Raw genomic sequence first — 19,762 nt, forward strand, 5'->3', positions numbered from 1 at the left:
GCCGAGTACGAGGAGTTGCAGACAGCGGCATAGGCAGAACCCTCAACACCGCTGTCCGAGAAGCGCAGGGCCCCTCAGACTTCACTGAGCTGCCTGGAAGCGGAGGCTGGCAGCGAAGTCGGCGGAGAGCAGATCGTCCAAGGGCCGGCCGATGACCTCCGCAGAGGTGTATCCCAGGAACTCCTGAGCCTCGCGGCTCCAGTAGGCCACACGTGCGTCGCCGTCCGTCACCGTAACGGTCACGGACTCGACGGCGTGGGCCTTGTCCGGCTGCTGTGCGCGTCGGCCGGGCGGCCCGTCGGTGCGAGGCAGTGCGCACCTGGCCCTTCTGCCCTTGTGCCCGGCCACTGTCCACGATGGTACGGCTGGCGGCGGAGGGCAAGACGGGACGGGGCCGCAGGCCCGGCTGTTCAGTCGTGGGGTCCCATGCCGCGCAGGAACGTGTCGACGACGAGCGTGGCCAGTGCGTCGGCGTTCTGCCGGACCTGGTCCGGGTCGAGATCCGCGCCGCCTCCGTGCAGAGCCTCGTCGACGAGGGCGTAGTACACCCGCCGGGCCCACATGAGGTCCGCTTCCGAGGCGAGGAGCCCTTCGCGCTGGGCCCGGGCGAGGAACTCCAGGGTGCCGGCGTTGATCTCGGACCAGATCACTGCGGTGAGGGGTGTGTCGGCGAGAGGGTGACCGAGGGTGAACCGCCAGACGCTCTTGATCCGCAGTGCGTTCGCCGTGGCGCGGTGCAGTGCCACGAGCGGTGGGGCGGTGTGTAGGTGGGCGTCCTCTATGGACTCCATGAGCTGCTGCTTCGCCGAGGCGGCGAGTGCTTCGATGAGGGCCTGGCGGTTGGCGAACCGCCGGTGCACGGTTGTTCTGGCCACGCCCGCCTGCTCGGCGATCTGCTCCATGGAGGCGCCGGGGTCTTCGGCGAGCACGTGCTCGGCCGCCTCCAGAATCGCGCGCACACTGCGCGCGGCATCGGCCCGCAGGGGTCGACCCATGCTTCTTCACTCCCGTTGTTGATTCGTGATGCACCGAAGACCATACGCCTGGCCTGCGGATTTACGATGATTTGCATCAGTGCTGTTGCATGGGAATGTAAAATCGAGACTTCCGAGATGCGGTAGCTCGTCAAAGTGCTACGTTCTTGTTTTACATTATGGACGTACTCTCGTGATTCGGTTCCCCGGTCGGCGGCTTCGCAGTCCGCGGAGCGGAGTCCCTCTTGTCCCGGCCTATGTGCCTGGTGGCCCCTCATGAGAACGAGCCCACGGGCGAACCGGAGGAATGACACGGTGGAGATCGAGCTGCGGATCAATGGATCCGCCCAACGGCTGGACGTCTCACCACAGGTGAGCCTGCTGGACGCGCTGCGCGAGTACCTGGGCCTGACGGGCACCAAGAAGGGCTGTGACCAGGGCGCCTGCGGCGCCTGCACGGTGCTGGCCGACGGCCGGCGGATCAACGCCTGCCTCGCACTGGCGGTGCAGTACCAGGGCCGCGAGATCACGACCATCGAAGGGGTCGACCACCCGCTCCAGGAGGCGTTCGTCCGCACGGACGGATTCCAGTGCGGCTACTGCACGCCGGGCCAGATCTGTTCGGCGATCGGCATGCTCGCCGAGCACAAGGAGGGTGCGCCCAGCGCGGCGACCGAGCACCTCGCCGACACGGGCGGGGAGCTGGACGAGGCGGAGATCCGGGAGCGGATGAGCGGCAACCTGTGCCGCTGCGGCGCCTACAACGGCATCGTCTCGGCGATCAAGGAGGTCGCGAAGTGAAGTCGTTCTCCTACCTCAGTGCACCGGACACGGCCACGGCGCTGCACGCGATCACCGGCAGCGAAGGCGTGAAGTTCCTCGCGGGCGGGACGAACCTTGTCGACCTCATGCGGGAGGGCATCGAAGAGCCGGCGACGGTCGTGGACATCACCCGCCTGCCGCTGACCGGGATCGAGGAACTTGCCGACGGCAGCCTCCGCGTCGGCGCCCTGGTGACCAACAGCCGGCTCGCGGCGGACCCCCTCATCCGCACCCGCTATCCGGTGCTGGCGCAGGCCATCCTGCTGGGGGCGTCCGCCCAGCTGCGGAACATGGCGACGGTAGGAGGCAACCTGCTGCAGCGCACCCGTTGCATGTACTTCTACGACGAGGCCTCGGCGTGCAACAAGCGTGTGCCCGGCAGCGGTTGTGACGCGATCGGCGGGTTCTCCCGCGGCAGTGCGGTGCTGGGGGCGAGCGAGCACTGCGTCGCGACGCATCCCTCGGACATGGCGGTGGCGCTGGTGATGCTCGACGCGGTCGTCGAGGTGGAGAGCGTACGCGGCGTGCGGCGTATCCCGGTCGGCGAGTTCCACCGGCTGCCCGGCGACACGCCGCACATCGAGACGGTGCTGGCCGCCGACGAGCTGATCACGGCCGTCGAACTGCCTGCGGTGCCGGTCGCGACCCACTCGCGGTACCGCAAGGTCCGCGACCGCGCGTCCTACGCCTTCGCCCTCGTCTCCGTCGCCGCCGCGCTGGCCGTCGAGGACGGCGTGGTCACCGACGTCCGCCTCGCACTCGGCGGCGTCGCGACCAAGCCGTGGCGGGCACACATCGCGGAACAGCACCTGCTCGGCGCCGAAGCCACCGACGAGAGCTTCGCCCACGCCGCCGCCGCCGAACTCGCCCCCGCCCTGCCCCTGCCCGACAACGCCTTCAAGATTGACCTGGCCCAGCGGACGGTCGTGGCCGTGCTGCGGAAACTCAACGCCGAGCGGAGCGCATCGTGACCACACGCACCAGGACAGGCTACGAGCCCGGCGCGGACACCTCCGTACCCGTCGGCGGCGCGGTCGGCCGGCCGGTGGATCGCCGGGACGGCCACGCGAAGGTGACCGGGGCGGTGCGGTTCTCCGCCGAGCACCACTACCCGAACCTCACGTACGCGACACTGGTCCATGCCACCGTCGCCCGTGGCACGATCACCGGCATCGACACGGCCGCGGCGGCCGCGGTGCCCGGCGTCGTGGCGGTCGTCACCCACCTCAACGCGCCGAGGATCAAATCACCTCGCAAACCCAACATCGTGCGTGACCTGGGACCCGACGTCTCGGGAACCGACGTCGACTACCTCAACACCGATCAGGTCTTCTGGGACGGCCAGCCGATCGCCGTCGTGGTCGCGGAGACCTCGGCCGCGGCGAACGATGCCGCGTCGCTCGTCGAAGTGACCTACGACCGGCTGCCCGCGCGGGTGGACTTCGCCGCCGAGCAGAAGAACGCCACCCCGGCGAAGGGCGACCTCGCCTCCTTCGCCGGCCTGAAGAAGAAGGGCGACGCGGAGGCGGCGCTGGCCGCTGCGGAGGTGTCGGTCGACCTGCGCTACACCACGCCCGGCCTGCAGCACAACGCGATCGAACCGCACGCGACGATCGCCGTCTGGGACGGTGACCACCTCACCGTGCACGACACCACCCAGGCCATCAACCAGACCGGCCGCTACCTGGCCTGGCGGTTCGGTGTGCCGGCGTCCCACGTCCGTGTCCGTGCCGAGTTCCTGGGAGGCGGCTTCGGCGGGAAGTTCGCCGTCTGGCCCGGCACGGTCATCGCGGCGATGGCGGCCAAGGCTGTCGAACGGCCCGTGCGCCTGGCGCTGAGTCGCACGGCCGTCAGCCGCGCCACCGGTGGGCGCACCGCCTCGACCAACCGGATCGCACTCGGTGCGACCCATGACGGCCGGCTCACCTCGCTGATCCAGGACAGCATCACCCGCACGGGCTCGGTCGGGGGCCTGCTCGAGGCGACCACCTCGCCGGCCCGGCACCTCTACGGTGCCGAGAACATGCTGACCCGGCAGAACCTCGTCCCGATGGATCTGGTGCCCAACACCTGGCTGCGCGCCCCTGGCGAGGCGATCGGCAGCTTCGTACTGGAATCGGCGCTGGACGAACTCGCCTACGAGCTGTCCATGGACCCGATCGACCTGCGGCTGCGCAACGAGCCCGCAACGGATCCGACGGATGGCAAGAAGTTCTCCCAGCGGATGCAGCGTGAAGCCTTCGAGAGGGGCGCCGAACGCTTCGGCTGGGCGGACCGCAACCCCGAACCCCGCTCCATGCGGGACGGCGAGTGGCTCGTCGGCATGGGCACGGCCACGGCCTATCACCCGACCCTGCGCTTGGTCGCCGACGTCAAGGTACGGCTGAGCGACGACGGCAGCGCGCTCGTGCAGTGTGGTTTCCACGAGATGGGCATGGGCGCCGCGACCGTACAGGCACAGATCGCCGCGGACGCGCTCGGCATCGCGTACGAGAAGGTCCGGGTCGAGTACGGCGATTCGACCCTGCCGTCCGGACCGATGGCCGGCAACTCGAACCAGACGGCGACGGTGGCCACCAGCCTCCTCGCCGCTTGCGCCGAGCTGACCCGGAAGGTGAGTGCCCTGGCCCGGCGTACGGGCACGACCGGTCAGGAACCAGCGTCCGCCCTGCGCGCGGCGGGGCGCCCGTTCATCGAGGCCTCGGTTGGGTCGGACACACGGTTGGGTGCGCTGGGCAGTCAGGGCCGCTTCCTGTCCAACTTCCTGAAGGACCAGCGCTGGTCCAAGGCCGCCCGCGGCGCGCAGTTCTGTGAGGTGCGGGTGAACGCCGACACCGGCGAACTGCGGATCTCGCGCTGGCTCGGCATGTTCGACGTCGGCCGGATCATCAACCCCAAGACCGCGGCCAGCCAGCTGCGCGGGGCTGTGGTCATGGGCATCGGCATGGCGATGTCGGAGCAGAGCCTGGTCGATCCCCGCAACGGGCGCACCATGAGCGCCGGGCTCGACTCCTACTACGTGCCGGTGCACGCCGACATCCCCCCGATCGACGTCGACTGGCTCGACGAACCGGACAAGACGATGCCCCTGGGCATCATCGGGCTGGGCGAGGTCGGCATGACCGGCGTGGCGGCCGCGATCGCGAACGCCGTCTATCACGCGACCGGCAAGCGGATCCGGGACCTGCCGATCACGCTGGACAAGCTGCTCTGAGACGACGGCGGTCACGGGTCGTCGTCGTGCGGGGCCTTTCGGGTGCCACACGCACGACGACGGCCTGATCTGCGTACGACGACAAGAAAGAAACTCCCATGCTGGACATCGCGGACGAGCTGAGCCGGTGGCTCGAGGAAGGCCGGGACTTCGCCGTGGCCACGGTCGTGGCCGTCAGCGGCAGCGCACCGCGCGGGCCGGGCGCCGCGCTCGCCGTCGACGCCGACGGCACGGCCATCGGCTCGGTCTCCGGCGGCTGTGTCGAAGGCGCGGTCTACGACCTGTGCGCCCAGGCGCTCGCCGACGGCGTGGCGGTGCGCGAGCGGTTCGGGTACAGCGACGAGGACGCCTTCGCCGTGGGCCTGACCTGCGGCGGCGTCCTCGACATCCTGGTCACCCCTATACCCGCCGGCGGACCGGACAGGAAGACATTCCAGACGGCGCTGACGGCTGCCGCCCGGGGCGAGGCGGTGGCACTCGCCCGCGTGGTCCGTGGCCCGGCTTGGCTCCTCGGGCGGGCGCTGGCGGTCCGTCACGACGGATCCTACGAAGGTGAAGTCGGCGGACATCCCGACCTGGACAGCGCCGTCGTCGACGAAACCCGCTCGCTGCTGAACGCCGGCCGCACCGGCACCTTCGACATCGCGCAGGACGGATCCCACTGCGAACCGGACCTGACCCTGCTCGTCGAGTCGATCGTGCCGCCGCCGCGCATGCTTGTCTTCGGTGCCATCGACTTCGCCGCGGCGCTGGTGCGCGTGGGCAAGTTCCTCGGTTACCACGTCACGGTGTGCGATGCCCGGCCCGTCTTCGCCACCCGGTCACGCTTTCCCGAGGCCGACGACATCGTGGTCGACTGGCCGCACCGCTACCTGCACCGCGCCCGGACCGACGACCGCACGGTGGTGTGCGTCCTCACCCACGACGCCAAGTTCGACGTACCCCTCCTGGAGACGGCACTGCGGCTGCCGGCCGCCTACATCGGCGCGATGGGCTCACGCCGCACCCACGAGGAACGCGACCGCAGACTCCGCGAAACGGGCCTCACCGAAGCCGAACTGACGCGCCTGCACTCACCGATCGGCCTCGACCTCGGCGCCCGCACACCCGAGGAGACCGCCCTGTCCATCGCGGCTGAGATCGTCGCCGCCCGCCACGGCGGAACAGGCCTGCCCTTGAGCGACTCACACACACCGATCCACCACGACACTGACGGGCGCCGACCGGGACGATCGGCGAGTGGCCGCGTGACGCGACCGCCAGCCATCCGTCAGGACGACCGGGACAGGCGCTGTCACGTTGGCTGAGCGGGTGGGACGATCTCCGGGTTGAGCTGATGCTTGAGCACGGCGTGATCGTCTCCTACGAGACCGGCCGCCGCTGGTGTGTGAAGTTCGGGCAGCGGTACGCCGATTCGCTGCGGCAGTATCTGTGGCGGGCCGTCGACCCGGACGGGAAGGTCCTCGGCATCCTCGTGCAGAGGCGGCGGGAGAGGGCCGTGGGCAGGTGGTCTTCCGCCGACTTCTCTCCTTTACGCCGTGACGCCGGGCACGCGAGCAGGTGTCGCGGGCCCGGCCGGCTTGCGGAAGTGGAGGGAAGGGCGGGGGGAAACCGAGGAGCGGTACGGAGCGGTGGCCGGCTCTCGTCGGCATGTGAAACGGCCACGTAGGGAGGCCTTGGCGCCACACCACTCCGCCACGAAAGCCCCGATCACCGTCTCCGTTCTGGTCCGAAACCGGATGGGAGCTCCGTTCGTCCCGCTACCTTCCCGGATACGGGCTCATGCCGAGGCAGGTGCTGCGGCCAGGCCCTGCTTGACGTGCCGTGTGGTCTCATCGGCGAGGATTTCGGGCAGACCCTTCTCGATGCCCGCCAGGGCCTGGGCCGCGACGTCGGCGGGGTCGGCCTTCTGCTCGCCGGTGATGACGGCGGCCATGTCGGTGTCCATGTAGCCGACGTGCAGCGCCGATACGGTGATGCCGCGAGGCGCCAGCTCCTCCCGGGTCGCATTGGTCAGCGCCCATGCGGCTGACTTGGCCGCCGAATACGACCCGTGGTCGGCGACGTGCAGCCAGGAGAGCACGGACAGGACGTTCAGTATCGCGCCACCGCCGTTGTCCCCGATGACCGGGGCGAAGGCCCGAGTCACGGCGAGCGGGCCGAAGAAGTTCGTCTCCATCTCCAGTCGCACCGCGTCCTGGCCGCCGGCGATCAGAGGTGTGCCCGTGGAGATGCCGGCATTGTTCACCAGCAGTGTCGCGTCGGATGCGATACGGGCTGCGGCCCGGATCGACTCCTCGTCCGTCACGTCCAGACGGAGCGGGGTCACGCCCTCCAGGTCGACAGTCTCCGGGCGGCGCGCCGCCGCGTACACCTTCGCGCCGCGCTCCAGGAGTTGGGCGGCCAGGTGGCGTCCGAGCCCGCGGTTGGCGCCGGTTACCACTGCGACGGCGTCCTTGAGTTCCATGTCTGCTCCCGGTTGTGGGGGTCGTGCGATCGGATCCGACTTTAAATTACGATCATAATCCAAAGTCGAGCATAGGTTGGATTCCAACTGGCATCAAACTGGGGAGGGTTGATGGGGCGTGTGTCACAGACGCAGGCCCAGGGGAACTCGAGCAGTGAGCCGGTCAATGCGACGCCGCCCAGCAGGCATTGATCGACACCTGCCTCTCCCGTCGAGCACCGCGACATACCGACGGGGTGAGCGACTTCGCCGACTGGCTTGCCGCGGAGGACCAGGACGGCATCACCCGGCTCTGCACGGTGCTCGGCGCACTCGTCGCGGCCGCCGCCACGCCGGACCGTGCGACCGCGGTCACCGGACCAAAAGCGCACTGACCGCCGCCCCCCGGCAGCGACGTCCCTCTGTCGGCGTGGCCGATCGCCACAGCACGAGACGTCGCTGCCGACGAGACATGGATCAGAGCGTCTGGTTGACCAGGCCGATGTACTCGCCGAGCCGGTACTCGACGTCGAGCCCCTTGTCGGCGGCTACTGCGCCGATTCCGGCCGCGCGCGAGAGGAACCCGGGCTGTGTCAGGGTGTTCCCGAACGCGGCGAAGGAGGCGACGAGATCGGCTTCCGGCGGCAGTGTCGCTCGGTTGACCTGGGACTTCGCGGTCGCCAGTGCCTGCCGGTCGAAGGAGGCGAGGCGGGCGGCCGTCGCGTCGACGAAGGCGTCGAGTTCGGCGTCGGGCAGGGTGCGGGTGACCCATCCCCAGCGCTCGGCCAGGTCGGCGTCGTAGTCGGCACTGCCGAGGATGGCCTCGAGCGCCCGGTCGCGGCCGATCAAACGGGGCAGTCGCTCGGCTCCGCCCCCGCCGGGGACAAGGCCGATGCCTACCTCGGGCTGGGAGAAGAACGCCTTCTCACGGCTGGCGTAGCGCAGGTCGCAGGCCAGGGTCAGTTCGTTGCCGCCGCCGCGGGTGCGGCCACGGATGGAGGCGATGCTGACGTACGGGGCCTCGCTCAGGCTCAGGACTATGTCGGTCCAGACCGGGTTGCCGCCCTCGTGTTCGGGTGCGGGGATTCCGGCGGCCTGGGAGGCGTCGAAGTGGTTGAGGAAGAAGTCGGGGACCTCACTGGTGAAGACGACGACCTGGAGGTCGGGGTCCTTCTCGAACCCCGTGACGATCTCGTGCAACCGGACGAGGGTCTCGGGAACCACCAGGTTCACAGGCGGGTTCGCGAACGTGATCTTGGCGATCTGCGGGGTCGTCCGCTCGAGGCGGACAGTGCTGGGCTGGCCCATGGGATGTTGCCGTTCTCTTGGTAGTGGTTGGGGTACGGGTGGCGGCGGCAGCCGTGTTCGTTCGGCAGCCGAGGCTGGGGTGAGGTGCTGAAGGCGTTGCGGGCGCACGCGTTGCGTGTCGCCCGGTGTCACTGCCGGGCGCCCTCGCGGGTCAGCTCGCGCTTGAGGATCTTGCCCGTGGCGGTCATGGGCAGGGTGTCCGCGAATTCGATGATGCGCGGATATTTGTGTGCTGCCATGGTCTGGCGGCACCAGGCGATGAGTTCGTCCTCCGTCAGCTCGGAGCCGGGCTTGAGGATGACGAACGCCTTGACTTCCTCTCCGTGACGGGGATGCGGCACGCCGACCACAGCGGAGAGACTGACCGCGGGGTGGGTGAGCAGCACCTCTTCCAGCTCTCGCGGGTAGACGTTGAAGCCGCCGCGGATGATCATGTCCTTCTTGCGGTCGACGATGTAGAGGTAGCCGTCGGCGTCCCTGGTGCCGATGTCGCCGGTGCGCAACCAGCCCTGGGCGTCCAGTACCTCGGCGGTCGCTTCCGGACGGCCGAGGTAGCCCTTCATGACGTTGTGTCCGCGTACCCACAGCTCGCCGGGTGCGTCGACCGGGGCCTCGGTGCCGTCCTTGCGCACCACGCGCACCTGGACACCCCAGACCGGGAGACCGATCGAGCCGGGCTTGCGAGGCCGGTCCAGGTGGTTGAAGGTGGCCACCGGGCTGGTCTCCGACATGCCGAAGCCCTCCAGGACCGGGACGCCGAAACGCTCCTCGAACGCGGTCAGTACTTCGACGGGCAGCGCTGACCCGCCGGACACCGCGATCCGCAGAGTGTCGGCGATCTTCACGAGGTCGTGCCGGTCCGCATCCGGGTGGTTGAGCAGAGCCCAGTACATGGTGGGCACGCCTGCGAAGACGGTGATGTTCTCCCGTTCCATCAGGGCCAGGGTGTCCGCCGGAGTGAACCGGGGCAGCAGAACAAGCGTCGAGCCCACGGCAAAGCCGGCGTTCATCAGGACGCTCTGGCCGAAGCTGTGGAACAGCGGCAGGGTCACCAGCTGCACGTCGTGCGGCCGGGTGTCGAAAAGCCGGACGCACAGCAGGGCGTTGTGTACCAGGTTGCTGTCGGTCAGCTCGGCGCCCTTGGGCTGCCCGGTGGTACCGCTGGTGTACAGCACCACCGCCGTGTCCGTCTCCGCCGCCGGCTGCGTGGCCCACTCGTCCGAGTGGCCCTGGGTGAACTGGGCCAGCGTCTCTCCGGCCGTCGATCCGCTCGTCACCCCGGGATCCTCGGTGAGCAGGACGAAGGCTTCGCAGTCGGGTGTGGCCTCGAAGGCGGCCCGTCCGCGTTCGCCCATCGGCAATTCGGCGCCGCCCTCGAAGCAGAAATACGCCTTGTGTGTCAGCGGCCAGCAGCAGTGCTCCGCATTCGGCTGGGCTTTCGGGAGCGGCCCATGCGTCACGGACGCGCCTGCCCGGGTTGTGGCTTTCGCGGAGTGCGGTCCAGGTGGCAACGTGGCGGGCAATCAGATCTGCGACGGCCCTGGAGGGGGCGAAGGTTGCACTATCAGGCCAGCTGAGCCGAACGAGTTGAGCGACGGCGATCAGGTCGGAAAAGAAGTGCTGCTCTGGGGGTGAGTAGTTGTCGCTGGTCGCGTGCGAGTGCTTGGCAAGCATCAGATGACCGTCGATGCGTTGTTGCAGGGCAAGCATCATGACAAGGTCGCTGTCCGGTTGCTCAGCTACACAAGCCGTCTGGTCGAGTCGCGCTGCACACAGCGGTGTCCGGACGCTGGCACTGACCGGGCCGGATGCGAGGAGATGGCGGCACTGAGCCGGGTGCAGTCCACCGATTGTGCGCTGTGTGATGAGGCCTTGCCGCTCGGTGTTCGAGGTCCGGTTCGGATGACCTCCACACTGAGGACATCCCTGTTCCAGGAGGCGGCTGTGGGCGGTGCACGCGAAGGAGACCGGGATATGCCACCGCAGTCTCCAGGGACCGCCATACACGTTCTGGATGGTCCTTCCGTCCCCAGCCAGGCAGTTGGGGCAGTAGCGGCTGGACAGGTTGAAGGCCCAGGTGCGTCGGGCAGAGGCCATGTTGCGGCTGCCGCCCAGACGTATGGTGGCCAGCGCTGGATAGGAGGCGGCCATGGCTGACAGAGTGAGCGTGTCGGCTTCGCCCCTGCGCAGAGACGCGGCTGCCTCGAGAGCCGCGCTGGACTCCGCAGGCAAGGTGATCAAGACTCGGCGGGCAGTCGGTGTTGGTGACGGCTCAGCCCGCACAGCGCAGCGATCCTGGCCGGCGAGCGATCCAGTCGGTAGGCCAAGCGCAGTATCAAGCCTGGCAGGGACTCTTCCGGTATAGGGGCGAGGCTCCGTGCCAGTGGACGTGTCGTCAATGGGCTGGATCTTGGTGTCGCGAGGCAACTGTGATGGCCCAGGTCGGCACTTCAATTCGCAAGTCGGTTCCTTCGTTCCAGATTCGGTCGAGCATGGCAGTAGGGGGCCGTGAGCCGACGATTCAGAGTTACCGAGGAGGGCCTGTCTCGATTCCTGTTCGCGCACGGCCCTGCCTCTTCAGCCAGTCGGTAGGGAGAGTGTGAAGTGGAGTGGCGATGGGTCACTGCTGGGTTGCGAAGGTACTGGCCGAGCGAGTCTCATCGCATCATTCGCAAAGCCGCAAGGAATCTCAGGTAACGGCGCAGACTCCTGAACCTGGGAGACGGAAAGACGTATCACGTGGGCCAACTCGGCGGCGGGCTCCGCGGGCAATTCGAGCAGTAGATCGGCGCAGTCGGTAGGCCAGGCGGAGCAGGAGCCCGGGCAAGGACTCCTCTGGCAGCGATTCTCGTTCCGGGCCAGTACACGGTGCTGCACGCGGGTCACCCCGCAGAGCCGACGGCAGCCGGACCGTCGTCGTCGAACACAGTGATGCGGCCGGTGGGCTTCTTCTTCGGCGTGGGGTCGTGGCGCGGGATGTTGGGCTGTTCGCCGGAATCGGCGTCGAGGTCGGGCATGTCGTCGGGGGTGACGGTGAACTGGTTGAGCAGGTCCTTGGTCAGGTATTCGCTCTTGTCCTCCATGGCACGGCGGCAGCCGTGCTGCACAAGCTTCTCTAAAATGCCGACCACGCCCTTGGTGCGGTTGAACAAGTACTCGGGCATGTCACCTTGGGTGAGCATGCCAGCGGTGTTGGTCAGCAACCGCAACTCGCCTTCGAGACGCCGGAGATGGACCATCCAGGCCTCCATCTCCGCAGGTGTGGCGTACCTGAACGGGCCGAGGTCGACGACCTGGAAGCGGCGCTCGTGCTGGCTGGCTGCGTGGTCGTTTGGACTGCGGCCGACATCCTTGACCGGCTCGTAGATCCACTCCTGTGTCTTGGGATCGCGGCGGCCTTCACGCAGCAGGCCCGAAGTGGGGATGCCGACGCCGACGAGGATGAGGGTGACCGGCATGCTCATCATTTCGCGGATCAGGTCGAGAACGTCCTGGTCGGCTTCGCGGTGGAGCTTGAGGCGGGTGATGTCGTCGATGACGAGCGCCTTCGTGGCGTGCTCGACGACTGCGGTCTTGACGGTGCGTACGAGGTCTTCCAGGCGCATGCCCTTGTAGTCCTCGCCGTAGAAGTCCAGGATCCGCTGGCAGGTGGAGATGGGAGTGGCCTTGACCGGGCAGCGTACATAGGCGACGGGGGCGACCAGGTCGCGGGTACCGGGCATGGCGTCGGGGTTCGCGTAATTGTTGAGGGCCAGCCACTCCTCCTGGAAGCAGGCCAGGGCCTCGCAGATGGTCTCGGTCTTGCCCTGGGCGCCGTCGCCGTTGACCATGATGCCGCCGCGGGTACCGGCCTTGTGGCTGAAGGCGCCGTCCTCGACGCGGGCGAGCACCGCACGGGCGACGCGTTCACTCATGGGGGTGGCCTGGATAGGCAGGGAACTGTGTGTCGCGAGGCGATGCAGGTCGTGGATGCGCTTCTGGCGCTTCGAGAGGCGCTCGTACTCCTGGGCCGTGAACATCGGCGCCGGGACGAAGGCTTTGCGGGTCTCGCACCATCGGTTCCAGCCTTCGAAGGTGGTGCGGTCCACCGCCGGGCCGGGGAGGAACGACAGCGGGTTCTGCTTCGAGGTCACTGGCTGGCCTCTTCCTCGGCCTCGCTGGCCGTGATGGTGGTTTCGTCATCGTCGAAGTCGTCATCCGGCAGCGCCAACAAGCTTGAAGCGCGCAGCCGTTCGGAAAGATCGGGGGGTGTGGGCAACTGGTCGGGGACCGCGGCTTCACGGCGGCGCCGGCGTTCGCTGTTCACCGCATCGTGTACTTGCTGGGCGCGGTCCTTCGGGCGCAGAGGTACGACCTTGCCAGCGGGAGAACCTGCCCGTGCTGCGGGAACGGAGGCGGGCTGTGTCGGCGGCTCCTTCTTGACCGAGTTCGCGGGCCGGTCGGTGGCCGCCGCGGACGCCTGGGCGACTTCGCGTGCGTGCTCGGTACGCTGCCTCTTGGAGAGTTGGGTCGGCCATTTCTCGACCGGGATGTTGCCGCCGATCAACTCCAAAAGCACCGGGAGGAGCTCGGTGTCCGCTTTCGGGGCAAGACCCCGCTTGCGCAGTTCCCGCATGGCTTCACGGACGCGGGCGTCGCTGAAGGCGGGCACCTCGCCCTCCTCGGGCAGGCCCGTCCAGCGCAGCGTGTGCCAGTCGTGGGTCCGCGGGTCCTGGAAGAACACGAAACACGGATCGCGTGGGTCGCGGTGGATGACGTACTTGTTCTTGTTCCGGCCCCCGCGGCGCGAGAGCTCCCCGCGGTAGGGATCCAGGGTCGCGCCGTCGTACCAGAGGTTCTTGATTTTCACGCCGCGCTTGCCGTGGATCATGACCTTGTGCCGCGGCAGGAGCTGGTAGTACAGCTCGGCGGGCGGAATCCGCAGGGCGAAGCCGCCCTGGGACATCGCCGCCGCGAACAGGCTGTTGGGGCTGTGGTCGCCGCGCGGGTCCCAGCTCGGGGCGTACGAGCCGAACCGGCGGTTCTGCCAGGTCTCGACAACCCAGGTGGCGATCAGGTGTTCCATCTCCGTCACGGTCAGACAGGCATCGGCCTCCGGGTCCACGCCCCGGTCGGCGACGTCCGTGCCCTGGTAGCCGAGCAGCAGGGCGAACAGCAGCGACCTGATGGCGCCGAACGTCCGCTCCACAGAGTGCTTGTCAGTCGGCCGCAGGACACGGCTGGGTTTGATGTTCGCCTTTATGACCCGCTGCACCTCGACCAGGTGGTGGTTGCGATAGACGGAGCCGTGATCGGTGGTGACCGTCTCGGGAGGGAAGAACGGCAGTCCGGCGACCTCGTACCCGGCGAACTCCGCGACCACCGTGTGGGGGACACCGGGGTAGGCCCACTCCACGTCCTTGCCCCAGTCCGGGCGCATCGGCAGCGGCATCATCATGTCCCGCAGCACCATCGCCACATCGATCGAGCTGTCGGACACGAGGCTGAGCCGGAACGCGACGATCGAGCGTGTGTAGACGTCCACGGCCAGCGTCAGATATACGGACACCGGGTCGCCAAACACGTTGTCCAGCACCTTCACCGGCAACACGGTGCTGTCCAGCGCCACCACCTGGCCGGGCCGGTGCACCACGATGTGCCGGCCGGTCGCGTACTGCTTCGCCTTTGCCGCCGAGCGTGCGTAGCGCTGCCGCGCCCCGCTGGAGCCGAACCACTCCTTCCAGATGGCCCGCAGGGTGTCGTAACCCGGGATCTCCACCTGCGGAGCATCAGCAGGATCAGCGTCAGTGGCTTCACCGTCAGCCGGTTCAGCACCCGCAGAGTCGAAAACCTCGCGCACGTACTGGTGGATGAGACGCTCTTTGTCCCGCATGGTCAGCTTTGAGCGCCGATCCGACGACTCGGCGTACACCGCGAACAACGCTTCGCGCACTTCGGGGGAGATCGTGTGCCCGGTCGCCTCCCGCAGCCACCGATCGTCCGCGACGCCGACTGGACCGTACTTCGCCCGCGCGGTGTCCCAGCGGACCAGCGTGCGCAGGCTCACCTGGTGCAGCCCGTTCGCCTTCGCCTGCGCAGGGGCTTCAGCCGCAGCTTTCCGTAACTCCCCCGCTTTCTTCGTCGACCGCAGTCAGCGCTCCGGCGAGGGCGTTGGCGCGGCGGTTGGACCGCAACAGTGTGACAGTCGGTCGGTTTCGACAATTGCCTCATGCCCTGGTCGAGTGGGCCGCCATGCCCACCCGCCGCGCAGTTATTCGACGTTGACCCCATAGGCGCGAGCGAGGCCGTCGAGCCCATCTGCCCAGCCTTGGCCGAGGGCTCGAAGTTTCCACACCGGGTGGCCGTCGGCACGGTGCTGGTAGACCTCGGCGATGACCATGGCGCGGATGGAGGGGTCTGCGGGGGGCTTGAACGTCCAGGCAGTGCCGCCTGCACAGTCGAGGTCCAGGGTTGCGTGGGTGAGGGATCTGCAGGTCAGGCCGGTTTCGACGTCCATGTTGATGGCGATGGCGATCCGCTGCACGCGGTCGGGCAGGGCGGACAGATGGATGGTGGCGCGTTCGACCATGTGGGGGCCCTCCTGCTGTTTGCCAAGGAGGCGGGCGCCGCCATCGGCAGCGAACGGTTGGTTGTAGAAGACGAAGTCCTCGTCACCGGAGACCCTGCCGTCGTTCCCGACCAGGAACAGAGTGAGGTCCGCGTCGGCGCCAGCGAAGCTGAAAGAGACGCGAAGTCCCTGTCGGGCTTCTTCGGGCAGGACGAGGGTCTGGCCCGGGACGAGGACTGCGGACACGGTTGGAGGAGCAACGGGTGTGGGGCGTGACGGAGAGGGAGTCTGTTGCTTCCACTCGGTGAATGATCGGATCCGATACGGGCCGTCGGCCCTGGCCGGGGAACCGGAGGGGGTGTTGGCACCGAGGGTGATGTCCAGGTCGGCGAGGGAGGGCTCGCCGGACTCGGGGGCGTCCTGGGCGCCGTCCAGTAGGTCCTGGAGGCCGGGTACGCGGGTGGTGTCCAGCGGCTTGAGCGTGCTCGAGAAGTTGCCGGAGGCGGTGGTGGTGACGGAGCAGGCGAGGTCCTGGCCGATGTCCAGGAAGCGCAGGGCATCCTCAGGCTCCTGCCAAGGCGCCGACTCGACCGCGCGCCGTGTCCAGCGGCCGTAAGCGACAAAGCCGAGCCGCTGGGTGTCGGGCAGGCGAGTGATGACGGCCAGGTCGATGGCTTCGACACCGGGCGCTGTCGCGAAGCCCTCCTTGAGCGTGGCGACGATGTTGGAGCCCATAGCCGTCAGCCACCACAGGATCCGGTCACGTTTGGTGAGGTTCTTCAGGGTGGGGCGCCCGCTGGGTGTGAGGCCGGCGGTTTGGGTGGGCATCGTGTCGAGGTCCTGCTGTCGCATGACGACCGACAGGACTGAGCCGTCCACGCCGACTGCGCAGCCGGCGGCCGGGTTGTCGGAGAAGGCGGTGTTAACTGCCTCGCAGACGGTGGCCTCGTCGTTGGCAAGCAGCGCCTGCCACCACTGTCCGGCCTCGGCGACCATCTGTTCACGGGCGGCGTGCAGACGTGCCGTCTCCACGGCCAGGTACTCCGGAGCGTCCTGCTGGGCGCGCTGTTTGGCGGCAGCGCGCTCGGCCCGTGCCAGTCGGCCCACTCCGTGCAGGTGAAAGGCTTGAGCCTCGGCGAGTGCCCATGGCAGACCGAGTTGTGGGGTGGCTGGGATCAGGGGCGGTTGAGCAGCGGCGAAGGACTGCAGGTGGACGCTGGTCATCTGCCGTCTCAGCTCTTGCAGTTGAGCGATGGCGGCGTCGCGCTCCGCCTCCTGTTGCGCTCTTTCCGCCTGGCGGCGCGCCCGCTCCAGCTGGGCGGCCGAAGGAGCGACTGACCGGGTCTGCGTGGTACGCCGTGTGGTGGTCCGTCGGCGACTGCCGCTGAGGGAACTCGATGCGTAGAAAGGGCCGAGTCCCGTCGACACCCTTGTGCCGCCGCTGCCCACGCTGAGCCTCGCCGCACGTGGGCCGACGGAAGTCCGCACGCCGCGTGTGGAGACACGCACACTCATCCCAGGCACACCGACACGGAATCCGAACCCCATGGCCCACCCCTTTCCCCGGGGGCACAGTGTGTCACTAACAGATGCTTCGGGTGCAGGTGCGCGGCTCATCCCCCTAGGGGAAGTTCGTCAGGGGCGAATTCTGTCCAAAGCCGGGGACGGTCGGGCATCAGGGGTCTACCGTTTCCCTTTCGGCGATCAAGGGGGGCGAGGATGCAGACGACGGCATTGCGTAAAGGGGAGAACGCCGGGCTGTTGACGGCGCCGGTGGTGCTGGCGGTGTCGGTTTGCGGCTTGGCTGCGGACGTTTCGGCGTTGTTGCTCGGAACGGACGGCAGGGTTCGGAGCGACGACGACCTGGTCTTCTACAACCACCCAGCCCAGTACGGCGTGTCAATCGCTGGCTTGGCGGTCACGGCCGATCTTGTGCGCGTGCCGGCTGACGTGGACAGACTGGTTGTCGTGGTGAGCGCTGATCCGCTGCAGCCGGGCGCGGTCTTCACCCGTGCGCCGCTTCTGTCGATCACCCAGACAGGCTCGCCGGTCAGGTCGTTCACGGCGCCGGACTTCACGTCCGGAGAGACGGTCGTGGTTCTGGCGGAGCTCTACCGACGGGACGGCGGATGGAAGATCCGCGCAGTGGGACAGGGCTATGCCTCTGGTCTGGCTGGTCTCGCGACCGACTATGGCGTCGATGTGGAATCCGAGCCTGCCGCACCCCCTGCGCCACTCCCCGCCCAAGGACGGCGGAATGCGGGTTCTGCGGGGCCTGCGGTGGACCTGTCGAAGGTCGAACGGATGGCCCCCGGACTGCTGGCTCCGGCACGCCATGCCAGCAAGGCCCTTGTGGACCGGGACATCGCGAACCGGCGGGCGGCGGTGTACCTGATCCTGGATCACGACTGGCACATGGAGGAGCTGTATGAGTCGTTCGCTGTGCAAGCCTTCGCCGAGCGCGTCTTGGCCCTGTCGGCCACCCTCGATGACGACGGCACTGTGCCCGTGGTCTTCTCCAGCGGACGGGAACCCTTCCTGGAGGAGATCCGGCTGGACAACTACCGCGGCCGTATCGGGCAGTTGCATACCCAGGTCGACTGGGGGTGGGGGAATGTCGCCGACGCCATGCGTCGTGCAGTGGGGCACTACCAGGAGTCCGGTGCCGCCGATCCCGCTTTCATCGTGACCCAGGTCGGTGACGAACCATGGGACAAGGCCGAGGTCCGCTCCTTGCTGCAGAACACCGCATCACTTGGTGTCTTCTGGCTTTTCGTCGGATTCGGTCGTGGCAAGCTCGCGTTCTACAAGAACCTCAACGCCTCCGCCTCAGCCACCTTCACCAACGTCGCCTTCTACGACGCGAGCAAGAACCCGGGATCGGTGCCCGACGAGCGGTTCTACGCCGGCCTTGTCGACGCCTTCGCCACCTGGTTGCGGCATTGAGTCAACCGCCGCTCGCTCACCGCCTGAACAGCCTCATCACCTCTGATCAGGCCGTATCCGATCTCCGATGCTACTTCGGCACCGGCCTGCTCGATGAAGCAGTGCCGTTCACGGGTAGTCGTTTCGAGCATCTGGCCGGCGGAGGGGACCGTCAGGCGGTCGCGAACGTAGTGACCGCCGACGACCTGATTGCTGTGCAGACCCTGTCGGTCAGGATTCCCGCGAAGGTCGCCGTCGAACTCCTTGAAGGCGACCTTGGAGTCCGGTTGTCCGAGCTGCTGAGCAGCGTTCGCTTCGACATCGACATGGTTGAGGCCGAGGCTGCCGACTTGGCCGAAGGGTCGCCGGCCCACACTGCCTGGCGCGTTCTCTGCGACCAGCCCGGAATCGGGTGGGTGACGGCAGGCAAGCTCCTTGCCCGGAAGCGGCCGCGGCTGCTGCCCGTCTACGATCAGGTCGTTCGCTGCGTTCTTGGTCGGCCGAAGTCATTCTGGCTTGACCTGCATGGCGCGCTGCGTGCCGACAATCATGCGTTGCACCGCGAACTGATGGCCCTACGGCAGTCCGCCGACCTCCCCGCGACCGTCAGCGCGTTGCGGGTCTGCGACGTGGTGCTCTGGATGCATCACCGTACGGATCATCAACAGAGAAGCTGCATCGGGACCTGAAGTCTGTCGGTCGCACCGGAGGGAGCCTTCTGCCCGGGGCCACATGGCCCTGTGCCCCCGGTGAAACGCCCGTGACCTGCGCTGTACCAAAGTGCCAACTATCTCTCTGATTCCGGGCCTCCCGTTGCTGAAGCTAGTTGGCATCAGCGCAGGTCACGAACGTCTCCTGGTGCCAACTATCGATCCTGGTCACACTGCTTGTGACGAGGATTTTAGTTGGCACAAAACAGGGATAGTTGGCACTGGCGATGGCACTCGGTCTGATCGGCGCCGAGTTGCTCCGTGTGCGCTTACCGACTCTGACCTGCTGCTTTCGGCGCAATTCGCCACCTTGGCAACGGAGTTCGGCGTCCGGCTGTCAGTCGGGCGCACCGGGCAGTGCTGGGACAACGCGCTCGCCGAGTCGTTCTTCGCCACCATCAAACGGGAGTTGCTCGACACGAGCCACTGGCCCAGCCGGGCTGCCGCCCGCACCGCGATCTCTCGACTTCATCGAGGGCTGGTACAACTTGCACCGACTGTACAGCAGCCTCGGCTACCGCAGTCCCGCCGAATACGAGACCGCACTCGCAGCCTGACCACCACACCGATGGTGTCCGTCAACGCGGAACAAGCCCAGTGGAACTGGGTCTCGGGCCGCTCGTGGGGCCAGTCGCAGAGTACGCCTGTTCAACCCTCCGACTCCACAAGCCCGCCAACCTGTCGACTCGGCCCCCGGCTGGCACCGCCGGATGACGGACGAACTCCCGAAGAATCGCGAATGCCATCTGCTTACTGCCTCTTGACGTGTTTCACGTCACATCAGTAACGTCGCGGCAAGCTGAGTGTTTGAATCGA

16 protein-coding genes and 2 pseudogenes are annotated in these 19,762 nt (G+C 67.7%); 9 read left to right on the top strand and 9 right to left on the bottom strand.

The window, feature by feature from the left end; all coding sequences use genetic code 11:
- Window positions 1-81: 81 nt before the first annotated feature.
- A complete protein-coding gene (locus ACX28W_RS27800; protein WP_459002327.1) occupies window positions 82-348 on the bottom strand; it encodes a PAS domain-containing protein in 267 nt (88 codons plus the stop codon).
- 62 nt (window positions 349-410) lie between these two features.
- The gene (locus tag ACX28W_RS27805) at window positions 411-995 is read right to left on the bottom strand and encodes a TetR/AcrR family transcriptional regulator (RefSeq protein ID WP_459002329.1); all 585 of its coding nucleotides are present in this window, start codon (window positions 993-995) and stop codon (window positions 411-413) included.
- A gap of 255 nt (window positions 996-1,250) precedes the next feature.
- On the opposite strand from ACX28W_RS27805, the gene ACX28W_RS27810 reads away from it, so the two are divergent.
- The 5 genes and pseudogenes from ACX28W_RS27810 to ACX28W_RS27830 all read left to right on the top strand — a co-directional run.
- Complete coding sequence (locus ACX28W_RS27810; protein ID WP_266451056.1) at window positions 1,251-1,775, top strand: (2Fe-2S)-binding protein; 525 nt, start codon at window positions 1,251-1,253, stop codon at window positions 1,773-1,775.
- A complete protein-coding gene (locus ACX28W_RS27815; RefSeq protein ID WP_459002331.1) occupies window positions 1,772-2,767 on the top strand; it encodes an FAD binding domain-containing protein in 996 nt (331 codons plus the stop codon). Before ACX28W_RS27810 ends, ACX28W_RS27815 begins: the two co-directional genes overlap by 4 nt.
- Window positions 2,764-5,010, top strand: a complete 2,247-nt coding sequence (locus ACX28W_RS27820; protein ID WP_459002333.1) for a xanthine dehydrogenase family protein molybdopterin-binding subunit — start codon at window positions 2,764-2,766, stop codon at window positions 5,008-5,010. The genes ACX28W_RS27815 and ACX28W_RS27820 overlap by 4 nt, the downstream gene beginning before the upstream one ends.
- A gap of 98 nt (window positions 5,011-5,108) precedes the next feature.
- Complete coding sequence (locus ACX28W_RS27825; RefSeq protein ID WP_459002334.1) at window positions 5,109-6,317, top strand: XdhC family protein; 1,209 nt, start codon at window positions 5,109-5,111, stop codon at window positions 6,315-6,317.
- A gap of 23 nt (window positions 6,318-6,340) precedes the next feature.
- A pseudogene (locus ACX28W_RS27830) lies at window positions 6,341-6,517 on the top strand (IS6 family transposase); the annotation flags it as partial.
- 273 nt (window positions 6,518-6,790) lie between these two features.
- Here the strand turns inward: ACX28W_RS27830 and ACX28W_RS27835 are convergent.
- On the bottom strand, window positions 6,791-7,477 hold the full coding sequence (locus tag ACX28W_RS27835) for an SDR family oxidoreductase (RefSeq protein ID WP_266451060.1): 687 nt from the start codon (window positions 7,475-7,477) through the stop codon (window positions 6,791-6,793).
- 236 nt (window positions 7,478-7,713) lie between these two features.
- On the opposite strand from ACX28W_RS27835, the gene ACX28W_RS27840 reads away from it, so the two are divergent.
- Window positions 7,714-7,851 carry a hypothetical protein gene (locus ACX28W_RS27840; protein ID WP_459002336.1) on the top strand — a complete coding sequence of 46 codons (138 nt, stop codon included), beginning with the start codon at window positions 7,714-7,716 and terminating at the stop codon, window positions 7,849-7,851.
- 82 nt (window positions 7,852-7,933) lie between these two features.
- On the opposite strand, the gene ACX28W_RS27845 is transcribed toward ACX28W_RS27840, so the two are convergent.
- The 6 genes and pseudogenes from ACX28W_RS27845 to ACX28W_RS27870 form a co-directional block, all read right to left on the bottom strand.
- Entirely contained in the window at window positions 7,934-8,764 is an 831-nt protein-coding gene (locus ACX28W_RS27845) for an enoyl-CoA hydratase/isomerase family protein (protein WP_459002439.1), read from the bottom strand.
- Window positions 8,765-8,892: 128 nt separating this feature from the next.
- Entirely contained in the window at window positions 8,893-10,224 is a 1,332-nt protein-coding gene (locus ACX28W_RS27850) for a long-chain-fatty-acid--CoA ligase (RefSeq protein WP_459002338.1), read from the bottom strand.
- A 484-nt stretch (window positions 10,225-10,708) separates the two neighbouring features.
- A pseudogene (locus ACX28W_RS27855) lies at window positions 10,709-11,329 on the bottom strand (TniQ family protein); the annotation flags it as partial.
- A 317-nt stretch (window positions 11,330-11,646) separates the two neighbouring features.
- Window positions 11,647-12,897: an AAA family ATPase gene (locus ACX28W_RS27860; RefSeq protein ID WP_459002340.1), complete on the bottom strand. Its 1,251-nt coding sequence runs from the start codon at window positions 12,895-12,897 to the stop codon at window positions 11,647-11,649.
- The gene (locus tag ACX28W_RS27865) at window positions 12,894-14,810 is read right to left on the bottom strand and encodes a transposase family protein (protein WP_459002342.1); all 1,917 of its coding nucleotides are present in this window, start codon (window positions 14,808-14,810) and stop codon (window positions 12,894-12,896) included. Before ACX28W_RS27865 ends, ACX28W_RS27860 begins: the two co-directional genes overlap by 4 nt.
- Window positions 14,811-15,014: 204 nt before the next feature.
- A complete protein-coding gene (locus tag ACX28W_RS27870) occupies window positions 15,015-16,535 on the bottom strand; it encodes a TerD family protein (RefSeq protein ID WP_459002344.1) in 1,521 nt (506 codons plus the stop codon).
- A gap of 495 nt (window positions 16,536-17,030) precedes the next feature.
- Between ACX28W_RS27870 and ACX28W_RS27875 the strand changes: the two genes are divergently transcribed.
- The 3 genes from ACX28W_RS27875 (at window position 17,031) to ACX28W_RS27885 (ending at window position 19,733) form a co-directional block, all read left to right on the top strand.
- Window positions 17,031-18,257, top strand: coding sequence for a VWA domain-containing protein (locus tag ACX28W_RS27875; RefSeq protein WP_459002346.1), 1,227 nt, complete (start codon window positions 17,031-17,033; stop codon window positions 18,255-18,257).
- Window positions 18,254-18,925 carry a DUF6308 family protein gene (locus ACX28W_RS27880; protein WP_459002348.1) on the top strand — a complete coding sequence of 224 codons (672 nt, stop codon included), beginning with the start codon at window positions 18,254-18,256 and terminating at the stop codon, window positions 18,923-18,925. Before ACX28W_RS27875 ends, ACX28W_RS27880 begins: the two co-directional genes overlap by 4 nt.
- Before the next feature lie 169 nt (window positions 18,926-19,094).
- Window positions 19,095-19,733, top strand: a complete 639-nt coding sequence (locus ACX28W_RS27885) for an integrase core domain-containing protein (RefSeq protein ID WP_459002350.1) — start codon at window positions 19,095-19,097, stop codon at window positions 19,731-19,733.
- Window positions 19,734-19,762 lie beyond the last annotated feature (29 nt).

It is taken from the genome of Streptomyces sp. SD15 (assembly GCF_054462255.1).